General features: G+C 70.3%; 11 protein-coding genes. 5 read left to right on the forward strand and 6 right to left on the reverse strand.

The features are described from left to right. Positions 1-65 precede the first annotated feature (65 nt). A complete protein-coding gene (gene hemE / locus NOCYR_RS18135; protein ID WP_014351854.1) occupies positions 66-1,124 on the reverse strand; it encodes a uroporphyrinogen decarboxylase in 1,059 nt (352 codons plus the stop codon). A gap of 81 nt (positions 1,125-1,205) precedes the next feature. On the opposite strand from hemE, the gene NOCYR_RS18140 reads away from it, so the two are divergent. After that, positions 1,206-1,844, forward strand: coding sequence for a DUF3000 domain-containing protein (locus tag NOCYR_RS18140; protein ID WP_014351855.1), 639 nt, complete (start codon positions 1,206-1,208; stop codon positions 1,842-1,844). Between the two features lie 22 nt (positions 1,845-1,866). Then, the gene (locus tag NOCYR_RS18145; protein ID WP_014351856.1) at positions 1,867-3,207 is read left to right on the forward strand and encodes a ribonuclease D; all 1,341 of its coding nucleotides are present in this window, start codon (positions 1,867-1,869) and stop codon (positions 3,205-3,207) included. Between the two features lie 7 nt (positions 3,208-3,214). Here NOCYR_RS18145 and NOCYR_RS30935 read toward each other — a convergent pair whose 3' ends face one another. Both NOCYR_RS30935 and dxs read right to left on the reverse strand, forming a co-directional pair. Next, positions 3,215-3,349 (reverse strand): hypothetical protein, encoded by a 135-nt coding sequence (locus NOCYR_RS30935; protein WP_014351857.1) that lies wholly within the window; start codon positions 3,347-3,349, stop codon positions 3,215-3,217. A 24-nt stretch (positions 3,350-3,373) separates the two neighbouring features. Beyond that, a complete protein-coding gene (gene dxs / locus NOCYR_RS18155; protein WP_014351858.1) occupies positions 3,374-5,269 on the reverse strand; it encodes a 1-deoxy-D-xylulose-5-phosphate synthase in 1,896 nt (631 codons plus the stop codon). 181 nt (positions 5,270-5,450) lie between these two features. Here dxs and NOCYR_RS18160 point away from each other — a divergent pair, with 181 nt between their 5' ends. Continuing rightward, entirely contained in the window at positions 5,451-6,119 is a 669-nt protein-coding gene (locus NOCYR_RS18160) for an SIMPL domain-containing protein (RefSeq protein ID WP_014351859.1), read from the forward strand. A gap of 15 nt (positions 6,120-6,134) precedes the next feature. Here the strand turns inward: NOCYR_RS18160 and NOCYR_RS18165 are convergent, their stop codons facing one another. Together NOCYR_RS18165 and NOCYR_RS18170 are read right to left on the reverse strand one after the other, a co-directional pair. Next, entirely contained in the window at positions 6,135-7,529 is a 1,395-nt protein-coding gene (locus NOCYR_RS18165; RefSeq protein ID WP_014351860.1) for a class I SAM-dependent RNA methyltransferase, read from the reverse strand. 13 nt (positions 7,530-7,542) lie between these two features. Further along, positions 7,543-9,531 (reverse strand): APC family permease, encoded by a 1,989-nt coding sequence (locus NOCYR_RS18170; protein ID WP_048833500.1) that lies wholly within the window; start codon positions 9,529-9,531, stop codon positions 7,543-7,545. A gap of 193 nt (positions 9,532-9,724) precedes the next feature. Between NOCYR_RS18170 and NOCYR_RS18175 the strand changes: the two genes are divergently transcribed. Further along, entirely contained in the window at positions 9,725-10,390 is a 666-nt protein-coding gene (locus tag NOCYR_RS18175; RefSeq protein WP_048833501.1) for a potassium channel family protein, read from the forward strand. 3 nt (positions 10,391-10,393) lie between these two features. Further along, positions 10,394-11,065 (forward strand): potassium channel family protein, encoded by a 672-nt coding sequence (locus NOCYR_RS18180; RefSeq protein ID WP_014351863.1) that lies wholly within the window; start codon positions 10,394-10,396, stop codon positions 11,063-11,065. A gap of 3 nt (positions 11,066-11,068) precedes the next feature. On the opposite strand, the gene NOCYR_RS18185 is transcribed toward NOCYR_RS18180, so the two are convergent. Beyond that, on the reverse strand, positions 11,069-11,704 hold the full coding sequence (locus NOCYR_RS18185) for a sigma-70 family RNA polymerase sigma factor (RefSeq protein WP_014351864.1): 636 nt from the start codon (positions 11,702-11,704) through the stop codon (positions 11,069-11,071). Positions 11,705-11,831: the final 127 nt, after the last annotated feature.

Below are 11,831 nucleotides of genomic sequence, written 5' to 3' on the forward strand. Positions count from 1 at the left end.
GGTGCCACAGAAACGTATTCCGCACCGCGCGCGGCCGCTGCACCGCGCGCCGGCTGCGGCGGACATCACAACTGGTGGACGAGCTCGACCAGCGCCGTGATCACACCCGGATCGGTGTCGGGCAGCACGCCGTGGCCGAGGTTGAAGATATGACCGGTGGCACCGAGGGTGACGGCCTCGTCGGCCTCCCGGGCTATCCGGCGGGCCTCGGCCTCCACCGCGTCCCAGCCGGCGAACAGGATCGCCGGATCCAGATTGCCCTGCAACGCTTTTCCGGGCCCGACCCGGCGCACCGCCTCGGTCAACGGCACCCGCCAGTCGACGCCGACGACGTCGGCGCCCGCCTCCCCCATCGCGCCCAGCAGCTCACCGGTCCCGACACCGAAGTGGATGCGCGGCACACCGGCCGCGGCGACCTCGGCGAAGACCCGCTCCGAATGCGGCAGCACGAACCGGCGGTAATCGGCCTGCGAGAGCGCACCGGCCCAGGAGTCGAACACCTGCACCGCGTCGACCCCGGCCGCGAGCTGGGCCTGCAAGAAGGCGATGGTGATGTCGGTGAGCACACCGAGCAGCTCGTGCCAGGTCTGCGGATCGGCGTGCATCATCGCCTTGGTGCGCTCGTGATGCTTGCTCGGACCGCCCTCGACCAGGTACGACGCCAGCGTGAACGGCGCACCGGCGAACCCGATCAGCGGCGTCTGTCCCAGCGCGTCCAGCAGCAGCCCGACCCCGTCGGTGACGGCGCCGACCTCCTCCGGTCGCAGCCGCGGCAGGGCCCGCACATCGGCGGTGCTGCGCACCGGCGAGGCCACCACCGGGCCGACGCCGGGCACGATATCGAGGTCGATGCCCGCGGCCTTGAGCGGAACGACGATGTCGGAGAACAGGATTGCCGCGTCCACGCCGTGGCGGCGGATCGGCTGCATGGTGATCTCGCAGACCAGTTCCGGATCGAAACAGGACTCCAGCATGCCGATGCCCGCGCGCAGCTCCCGGTACTCCGGCAGCGAGCGTCCGGCTTGGCGCATGAACCACACCGGGCGCCGGCTCGGCTCGGCGCCGGTGGCGGCGGCCAGGAAGGGGGCATCGGTCAACCGGCGGCGCGTCTGTGTGCTCACCATCGTTATCGTAGGCGTGTCCACCGGGCCCTCAGCGGCGCGCCTCCGACTGCGCCGGGGACCGGAGGTCTACCGTCACCTCTCGTGACACCGCTCGACTACCGCGACGGCGCCGCATCGACCGAGGGCTCCGACGGCGAACCAGCTTCCTTTCGTGCCGCGGTCGAGGCGATGGGCACCGCAACCGTGCATCCCCGTATCGAGCTGGCCCCGATCCGCCCGCCGCAACGGCTGGCACCGTATTCCTACGCGCTCGGCGCCGAGGTCAAACATCCCGAGACCGGCGTGGTGCCGATCGACTCCGAGGGCGACGCCTTCGGCAGGCTGATCCTGCTGCACGATCCCGACGGCGACGAGGCGTGGCACGGCACCTTCCGGCTGGTCGCCTACATCCAGGCCGATATCGACGCCGCCCTGGCCACCGACCCGCTGCTGCCGGAGGTGGCCTGGAGCTGGCTGGTGGACGCGTTGGAATCGCGTGGGGAGCCGTTTACCGCGCTCGGCGGTACCGTCACCTCCACCAGTTCGGTGCGCTACGGCGATATCGCGGGCCCGCCGCGCGCCCACCAACTGGAGCTGCGCGCCTCCTGGACGGCGATGACCACCGAGATGCGTCCGCACGTGGAAGCCTTCGCCGAGGTGCTGGCCTTCGCCGCCGGACTACCACCGGCCGGTATCACCGATTTGCGGCCACAGTCGTACACCAATAACGATCGCAGCTGAGCGCCACGTAGAGTTCACCTCTATGCCGGAAGCAGACGGGGCCGGCCGCGACGTGGACAGCGGCGAGACGGACAGTACGACCACCCAGGTCTCGGCGGACGCCGAGGTCGAGACCGCGGTGCCGCTGCTCGTCCCCGCCGACGGCGTTCCGCCGGTGCTCGGCACCGCCGCCGAGATCGCCGAGGCCGCCGCCCGGATCGCCGCAGGCACCGGCCCGTTGGCCGTCGACGCCGAGCGGGCCTCCGGTTTCCGCTATTCGGCCCGCGCCTATCTGATCCAGCTGCGGCGCGCGGGCGCGGGCACCTTCCTGATCGATCCGATTCCGGTGGCCGATGATCTGACTCCGCTGGCCGAGGCGATCAACGACCTGGAATGGGTGCTGCATTCGGCCGACCAGGACCTGCCCGGGCTGGCCCAGCTGGGGCTGCGCCCGGCGCGGTTGTTCGACACCGAGCTGGGCGGGCGGCTGGCCGGCTTCGATCGGGTCGGCCTGGCGGCGATGGTGGAGCGGCTGCTCGGCCGGGCCCTGCGCAAGGGGCACGGCGCCGCGGACTGGTCGACCCGGCCGCTGCCGGAAGCCTGGCTCAATTACGCCGCCCTCGATGTGGAATTGCTGCTCGAACTGCGCGAGTCGGTGGCGATCGCCCTGCATCAGCAGGGCAAAACCGAGTGGGCGGCACAGGAATTCGAGCATGTGCGGCTCACCGAACCGGCCCCGCCGAAGGCCGATCGCTGGCGGCGCACCTCCGGCATCCACACCCTGCGCCGGGCCCGTCAGCTGGCCACCGTGCGCGAGCTGTGGACCACCCGTGACGAACTGGCCCGCCAGCGCGATATCGCGCCCTCGCGCATCCTGCCCGATTCGGCCATCATCGCCGCCGCCAATGCCGAGCCGCGCACCATCGCCCAGCTGCGCGAGCTGCCGGTGTTCGGCGGTCCGCGCCAGCGCCGGTACTCCCGGGAATGGCTGGGCGCGGTCGAGCGGGCCAGAACCCTGCCCGATACCGAGCTACCGCCGCTGTCGCAGCCCTACGACGGCCCTCCGCCGGTGAACCGGTGGGAGCGGCGCGACCCGGTGGCCGCCGCGCGCCTGACCCGGGCCCGCGCGGCGATGGGTGAACTGTCGACCGAGGTCCTGGTCCCGGTGGAGAACCTGCTGACCCCGGATGTGGTGCGGCGCCTGTGCTGGGACGGACTACCCAGTTACGACTTCGGTCCCGAATCGGCCACCGAGCTCGGCAAGCAGATCGACGAATTCCTTCGCGGCGCGGGCGCCCGGCCCTGGCAGCGTGAGCTGGCGGTGCCGCGGCTCACGGTCGCGCTCACCGTCCCCGAGGAACCGGAGTCGGCGCAGACTCAGTGATCCGGCGTCAGCGCCGCGATCCGGACGAGGTCGTCCTGACCGTAGCGGCGGCGTCTGGGCCCATCACGTCCGGTTCGAGCAGCCCGACCGATTCCCAGTGCCGCAGCACATGGGCGGCCCGGCCGAACCGTGCGGCGACCACGCCGATGGTGCGCGGTGAATCGACTCAGCCCGCGTCGACCCAGCCGGCGATGCGGCGGGCGATATCGGGGGCGGTCAGGCCCAGTTCCTGACGGACCTCGGCCACCGTGCCGTGATCGAGGAACTGTTGCGGGACACCGAGATCGCGCGTGGGGACGTCCAGGCCCGCGTGGCGCAGGCGGGCCGAGACGGTGGAACCGATGCCGCCGTGCAGGCCGCTGTCCTCGACGGTGACCACCATGCGGTAGTTCTCGGCCAGTTTGACGATGGTGTCGGAGACCGGCAGCACCCAGCGCGGATCGATGACGGTGACCGAAATACCTTCCGGCGCCAGCAGTTCGGCGACCTCGACCGCCGTGCTCGCGAAGGAGCCGACCGCGACCAGCAGCACGTCGCCGTGCTGGGTGCGGGCGGTGCCGTCGCCCTCGGGCAGGCGCAGGACGTCGACGCCGTCGAGCCGCTCCACCGCCGAGATCTCCTCGACCACACTGCCTTTGGGGAATCGCAGCGCGGTGGGCCCGTCGGTGACCGCCAGCGCCTCGCCCAGCTCCTCACGCAGGGTGACGGCATCGCGCGGCGCGGCCACCCGCATCCCGGGGACGATGCCGAGCACCGACAGGTCCCACATGCCGTTGTGGCTCGCGCCGTCGGAGCCGGTGATGCCCGCGCGGTCGAGCACCAGGGTGACCGGCTGTTTCAGCAGCGCGACGTCCATCAGCAGCTGGTCGAAGGCGCGGTTGAGGAAGGTCGAGTAGATGGCGACCACCGGATGCATGCCGCCCAGCGCGAGACCGGCCGCCGAGGCCACCGCGTGCTGTTCGGCGATACCCACATCGAACATCCGCTCCGGGAACCGCTCGCCGAAGGCGGCCAGACCGGTCGGGCCGGGCATGGCGGCGGTGATGGCGACGATGTCGTCGCGGCGCTGGGCGTGCTCGATCAGTTCCGCGGAGAACACCGAGGTCCAGTCCTGGGCCTTGCTGCTGCCCACCGGCTCCCCGGTGAGCGGGTCGATCGGCCCGCAGGCGTGCATCTGGTCGGCCTCGTGGTTCTCGGCGGGTTCGAAGCCGCGGCCCTTCTGGGTGACCGCGTGCACCACCACCGGACCGCCGAAGTCCTTGGCGTGACGCAACGCGCCCTCGAGCGCGGCGATGTCGTGGCCGTCGACCGGGCCGACGTATTTGAGCCCGAGATCGCTGAACAGCTCCTGCGGGCTGACCGCGTCTTTGATGCCCGCCTTCACCGCGTGCATCATCGAATACGCCGAATCGCCCACCCGGGGGATGCTCTTGAGCAGCCGGCGCCCGGCGTCGAGGGCGTGTTCGTAGGCGGGCTGGGTGCGCAGCGCGGTCAGCCGCTGGGCCAGGCCGCCGATGGTGGGAGCGTAGGAGCGGCCGTTGTCGTTGACGACGATGACCACCGGACGATCCGGGGCGGCGGCGATATTGTTCAGCGCTTCCCAGCACATGCCGCCGGTGAGCGCGCCGTCACCGACGACCGCCACCACATGCCGGTCCTGGCCCGACAGCGCGAACGCCTTGGCCAGGCCGTCGGCGTAGGACAGTGCGGCGGAGGCGTGCGAGGACTCCACCCAGTCGTGGGCGCTCTCCGCGCGGCTCGGGTAGCCGGACAGTCCGCCCTGTTTGCGCAGGGTGTCGAACTGGTCTTTGCGGCCGGTGAGGATCTTGTGCACGTAGGCCTGATGTCCGGTGTCGAAGATGAGCGGATCGGCGGGCGAGTCGAAGACCCGGTGCAGCGCGATGGTCAGCTCGACCACGCCGAGGTTGGGGCCGAGGTGACCGCCGGTGACCGCGACTTTGCGGACCAGGAACTCACGGATATCCGCCGCCAGCTCGCGCAGCTGCGGCACCGTCAGCTGCCGCAGGTCTTCGGGCGTGTCGACCCGGGAAAGCATTCCCACCTGAACTCGCTCCCTCCGGATAGCGCATCTGATCCGATCAGTCTACGGAGCCACTCTGTGTGCCTCACACGACGACGGATCCCCACCAGCGGACATGGCCGGTGAATGTGAGACTCGACATACGTGGCCCAGCTTAGAGTGGGCCGTGGGCGGGCGCGAACAACCGTGGACAGGAGAACTCGTGGGCAAGAAGAAGGCGTCGGGCACGGTCACCACGTTCGGTCACGGGACCGTCCGCGCGACCCCCGATCTCATGCGCGTCACGCTGTCGGTGGAAAGCCGCGCGAGCAAGGTGGCCCTGGCCTACGGGCGGGCCGGCGAGCGGGTCGCCGCGGTCACCGACTCGCTGCGCTCCTACGGCGTGCCGGGCACCGACATCGCGACCAGCGGGTTGTCGGTGCGGACCGAGACCGTGTGGTCGGAGGGCGTGGGTAACAAGATCACCGGCTATCTGGCGACCACCTCGCTGACGATCACTCTCCGCGAGATCGGCGAGGACGCCGACCCGGGACCGGCCACCATCATCGCCCACTGCGTGGACGCCGGCGGCGACGATGTGCGCCTCGGCGGTCCCGAACTCACCGTCGCCGACCCCGACGCCCTGCTCGGCACCGCCCGCGACGCTGCCTGGGACGACGCCAAGGCCAAGGCCGAGCAGTACGCCGAGCGCGCGGGCCGCGCCCTCGGCATGGTCGTCGAGATCACCGAGAACACCTCCGCACCCGTCCCGGTCCCCCGGCCGCGCATGCGCGGGGCCAGTGAGATCGCCTACGCCGCGGCCCCGGTGCCGGTCGAACTCGGGGAATCCGAACTCGCCGCCGACCTGCGCGTCACCTGGGAACTCGACTGATCCGGCACGTCCGGCTCAACGCTGCAGCAGCGCAAGGCATTCGACGTGATGGGTCGCTGGGAAGGCGTCGAAGGCGCGCAGGCCGGTGAGTTCATAGCCCGCCGCGCGGTAAAGGCTGACGTCGCGAGCGAAGGATGCGGGGTCGCAGCCGATGTGGATGATGCGCTCGGGCCCGACGTCGGTGACCGCGCCGATGACGGCCTTGCCCGCGCCCGCGCGCGGCGGGTCCAGCACGACGACCTGTGGTGCGCCGCCGGTGTGCTCGGCCACCCAGCGTTCGACGCGGCCGCCGTCCAGGTGCAACCAGGGCAGGTCGGCCAGCGCGGCGGTGCCGTCGGCGACGGCGGTGCGCCCGGATTCCACCGCGCGCACCGAACCGGCCGGGCCGGCCTGTTCGGCCAGCCGGGCCGCGAAGACCCCGACTCCGCTGTAGAGATCCCAGGCCGTGGCCCCCGGATCCAGCGCCCCCCACTCGGCCACCACATCCGAATAGCGTTGCGCGGCAGCACGGTGGGCCTGCCAGAAGCCGGTCGCCGACAGTTCCCAGCGCCGTCCGGCCACGTATTCGACGGCCCGGCCGCTGCCCTCGATCAGCCATTCGTCCCGGGCGGCGTGCGCGGCGGCGCGGTGGGCGGCCGCGCGTTGCCGTTCGGCGTTGCCGGGGCGGGATTCGCCGCGGCGGCCGCGCGGTCCCCCGCGCTTGCCGTGATGCGGGCGGTCGCCGGCGCGTCCGCGGCGCGGGCCCTCCCGTCCGGGGTCGGCGGTGTCGCCACGGCGGTCGCGGTCGCGGCCGAGGTCGGTCTCGATCGGCGGCGCCAGTTCCACGAGATGGCGGGTGCCGTCGCCGTCGACCGCGATCACCAGATCGGCGCCGGGCGTCCACAACCAGTCGGCGATGCCGTCCAGCGCGCCGGGCACCGGCTGCGGGCAGCGCAGATCGGCGATGACCTCGGTGCTGCGGTAGCGGTGGGCGCCCGCGCGGCCGGCGGCGTCGACCGGAAGCCGCACACGGGTGCGCCAGCCACCGGTGCCGGTGCCCGCATCCAGCGGCTCGACCACGACCTCCCGGTCCAGCCCCGCGATCCGGCGTAACTGCTCGGCCACCACCGCGGCCTTCAGTCCGCGCTGCGCGGCGGGTGTGGCGTGCGAGAAATCGCAGCAGCCCGCCCCACCCGGGCCCGATACCGGGCAGGTGGCGGGCACCCGGTCCGGCGAGGCCTCCAGGATCTCGATCGCATCGGCCCGGCAGAACGATCCGCCGGCGTCCTCGGTGACGCGGGCGCGCACGAGTTCACCGGGCAGTGAGTGCCGCACGAACACCACCCGGCCCTCGTGGCGTCCCACACAGAACCCACCGTGACCGGGCGGCCCCAACCGGATCTCGAAGGTGTGCCCAGTCCAGTCGCTCATCGCCCGTACTCGCTCATGAGCGGTCCTCGTAGCCACGGCGCACCGCGCCCGGAGCGTTGGTCACGCCGGCCGCCCTGGCCTTGGCCGAGGAGCTCAGCTGCCAGGGCACGCTGGTCACCATCACGCCCGGTTCGAACAGCAGCCGGCCCTTGAGCCGCAGCGCGCTCTGGTTGTGCAGCAACTGCTCCCACCAGTGGCCCACCACGTATTCCGGGATGAACACGGTGACAACGTCGCGCGGTGCGTCCTTGCGCACCCGCTTGACGTAGTCGAGCACCGGTTTGGTGATCTCGCGGTACGGCGATTCGATCACCTTGAGCGGCACATTGATATCGCTTTGCTCCCACTCGCGCACCAGCGCCCTGGTATCGGGATCATCGACGTTGACGGTGATCGCCTCGAGGGTGTCCGGCCGTGTGGCGCGGGCATAGGCCAGCGCCCGGCGGGTCGGCAGGTGCAGCCGCGAGACCAGCACGATCGAATGCGACCGGCTCGGCAGCACACCGTCCCATTCGTGCTCGTCGAGTTCGCGGGCCACCGAATCGTAGTGCCGCCGAATCATCCTCATCACCACGAAGATCGCGACCATCACGCCGATGGCGATATAGGCGCCGGCGAAGAACTTGGTGACGAGCACGATCACCAGCACCGTGCCGGTCAGAGTCAGGCCGATCGCGTTGATCACCCGGGAGCGCTTCATCCGCGCCCGCTGGGCGGCATCGGTTTCGGTGCGCAGGTGCCGGGTCCAGTGCCGCAGCATGCCGAACTGGCTCAGCACGAAGGAGACGAACACCCCGACGATGTAGAGCTGGATCAGCTTGGTCACTTCGGCGTCGAACAGCACCACGAACGCGATCGCGGCGCCGGACAGGAACAGGATGCCGTTGCTGAAGGCGAGCCGGTCGCCGCGGGTGTGCAGCTGGCGCGGCAGGTAGCGGTCCTGGGCGAGCACCGAACCGAGCACCGGGAAGCCGTTGAACGCGGTGTTGGCGGCCAGCACCAGGATCAGCGCGGTGACTACGGTGAGGAAGAAGAAGCCGACCGGGAAGCCGGCGAAGACGGTCTCGGCCAGCTGGGCGATCAGCGTCTTCTGGTGGTAGTCGGGCGGTGCGCCGATCAGGTGGTCCGGGTTGTGCGCGTAGACGATCCCGATCTTCTGCGCGAGCATGATGATGCCCATCAGCAGGATGATCGCGATGACGCCGAGCATCAGCAGCGTGGTCGCGGCGTTGCGCGACTTCGGTTTCCGGAAGGCGGGCACACCGTTGCTGATGGCCTCGACACCGGTCAGCGCGGCGCAGCCGGAGGAGAACGCCCGCGCGATCAGGAAGGCGAAGGCGATGCCGTAGAGGTGCTCCTCCTCGGCCTCCAGTCCGAAACCGGCCGATTCGGCGGTCAGGTCCTCGCCGAAGACGTAGATGCGCAGCAGACCCCAGCCGAGCATGAAAACCATGCCGAAGATGAAGGCGTAGGTGGGGATCGCGAAGGTCTTGCCCGATTCGCGGACCCCGCGCAGATTGACCGCGGTGAGCAGCGCGATGGCCACCACCGCGAACAGCACTTTGTGGGTGGCGACGAACGGGATGGCCGAGCCGATATTGGAGGCGGCCGAGGAGATCGAGACCGCGACGGTGAGCACGTAATCCACCAGCAGGGCGCTACCGACGGTCAGTCCGGCATTGGGCCCGATATTGGTGGTGGCCACCTCGTAGTCGCCACCACCGGACGGGTAGGCGTGCACGTTCTGCCGGTAGCTGGCGACCACCACGGCCATCACGATCGCGACCGCGATACCGACCCACGGCGCGTACACGAACGCCGAGATCCCCGCCGCCGACAACACCAGGAAGATCTCTTCGGGCGCGTAGGCGACCGACGACATGGCGTCGGAAGCGAAAATGGGCAGCGCGATTCGCTTCGGCAGCAAGGTATGACCGAGCGAATCACTGCGGAACGGCCTGCCCAGCAGCATCCGCTTCGCCGCTGTCGTCAACTTGGACACTGGAGCGAGCATAGGCCCCGCCGAATCGAACCGCCCCGGGACGTCACGGTAGTTCCCCGGTTCGATGCACTGCCGACATGTTTGATGTGACCTGGTGGGGGGAACATGGCTGCGGGGACACGCGGCGAGTACGGTTCGATCCCGGACGGACGAACAGACCGGACGCCACGGTTTCCAGGAACGAGGTTGCACGGTGTACGTAGTGATCATGGGGTGCGGACGCGTCGGTTCATCGCTGGCGCGCGCCCTGGTCCGGATAGGTCACGAGGTCGCCGTGATCGATCGCGATCAGAGCGCCTTCCGGCGCCTGGGCGCGGACTTCCCCGGTGAGCGGGTGCTCGGCGTCGGCTTCGACCGAGACGTGCTGACCCGGGCCGGGATCGAGCGCGCCGGTGCGTTCGCCGCCGTCTCCTCCGGCGACAACTCCAACATCATCTCCGCGCGCGTGGCCAGGGAGATGTTCGGCGTCGAACGCGTGGTCGCGCGGATCTACGACGCCAAACGCGCCGCCGTCTACGAACGGCTCGGCATCCCCACCATCGCCACCGTGCCGTGGACCACCGACCGCTTCCTGCACACGCTGATCGGCGACGCAGGCACCACCACCTGGCGCGACCCCACCGGCACGGTGGCCGTGGCCCAGCTGACCCTGCACGAGGACTGGTACGGGCGCACCGTGCGCGAACTGGAACGCACGGTCGGGGCCCGGGTGGCGTTCATCATCCGCTTCGGCCAGGGCGTGCTGCCGGAAAGCAAGACCGTGCTGCAGGCCGACGACGTCATCTATGTGGCCGCCACATCCGGATCGGTCGGCGAAGCCGTCGCCCTCGCCGGTAAGCCCCCAGCGAACGAGGACTGAGATATGAAGGTGGCCATTGCCGGCGCCGGAGCCGTCGGCCGATCCATCGCCAGGGAGCTGCTGCGCAGCGGACACCAGGTGATGCTGCTCGAACGCCAGCTCGACCACATCGATCCCGCCGCCATTCCGGATGCGATCTGGGTGCAGGCCGACGCCTGCGAGCTCGCCCTGCTCGAAGACGCCGACCTGGAAACCTACGAGGTCGTCATCGCCGCCACCGGCGACGACAAGGCCAATCTGGTGCACAGCCTGCTCGCCAAGACCGAATTCGGGGTGCGCCGGGTGGTGGCCCGGGTCAACGACCCGCGCAACGAATGGCTCTTCGACGGTTCTTGGGGTGTGGACGTGGCGGTGTCGACCCCGCGGCTGCTGGCTTCGCTGGTGGAGGAAGCGGTCTCGGTCGGTGATCTGGTGCGGCTGATGACGCTGCGTCAGGGCCAGGCGAACCTGGTCGAACTGACCCTGCCGCCGGACACCTCGCTCGCCGGAAAGCCGGTGCGCACCCTGAAACTGCCCCGCGATACCGCATTGGTGACGATCCTGCGCGGCGGCCGGGTGATCGTGCCCGAGGCCGACGATCCGTTCGAAGGCGAGGACGAATTGCTGTTCGTCACCTCACCCGAAGGTGAGGACGAGCTGCGCGCGGCGCTGGCCCCGCACGGCGCCAACCCCTGAGTCTCACGAGGCGACTTTCAGTTCGGCGCGCAGCTTGTTCAGCGCGCGATGCTGCATCACCCGCACGACGCCGGGGCTGGTGCCGATCGCGTCGGCCGTCTCGGCCGCGGTCCAGCCCAGGATGATCCGCATCACCAGCACCTCGCGGTGCACCGGCGCGAGCACCTGCATCAGCTGACGGGTGGCGCGCTGACGTTCGGAGACCAGGGCCCGCTCCTCGGGCCCGGCCGCCAGTGAGGCGGTATCGGGCAGTTCGTCGGTCGGGTACACCGGATGCGTCTGCGAGCGGCGGAAGGCGTCGGCGACCTTGTTGGCCGCGATCCCGTAGACGAAGGCCAGAAACGATTTGCCCTGCTCCCGGTAGCGCGGGATGGCGTGCACGGTGGCCAGCAGGATCTCCTGCACGACGTCGTCGGGGGTGACCTGGAGGTGGGCGGTATTGCCCATCCGAGACCGGCAGTAGCGGTGCACCAGCGGATGGATCAGGCGCAGGATATCGCTGACGGCGCGACTGTCGCCGGCGGCGGCGGGACCGATCAGGGCGGTCAGCTCGGCCGAGATCCGGCGGCTCTCCGACAGGGCCGGTGTGTCCTGCCTGCGGCCCGGGCGGGTGGTGGCGGTGGTGCGCTGGGTAGCCAATTCGCCAGTCCTCTCAGCGATCGTTCGCGGTGATGAAACGATCGTGCGCCGATACCGAGGCGGCGAACAGATACCCCAGGGTGGGTAGGGCCCCACCTTCGCGGCGGGTCGAGGACGACCCGCGGAA

It is taken from the genome of Nocardia cyriacigeorgica GUH-2 (genome assembly GCF_000284035.1).
In the GTDB taxonomy this organism is placed as follows: Bacteria; Actinomycetota; Actinomycetes; order Mycobacteriales; family Mycobacteriaceae; genus Nocardia; species Nocardia cyriacigeorgica_B.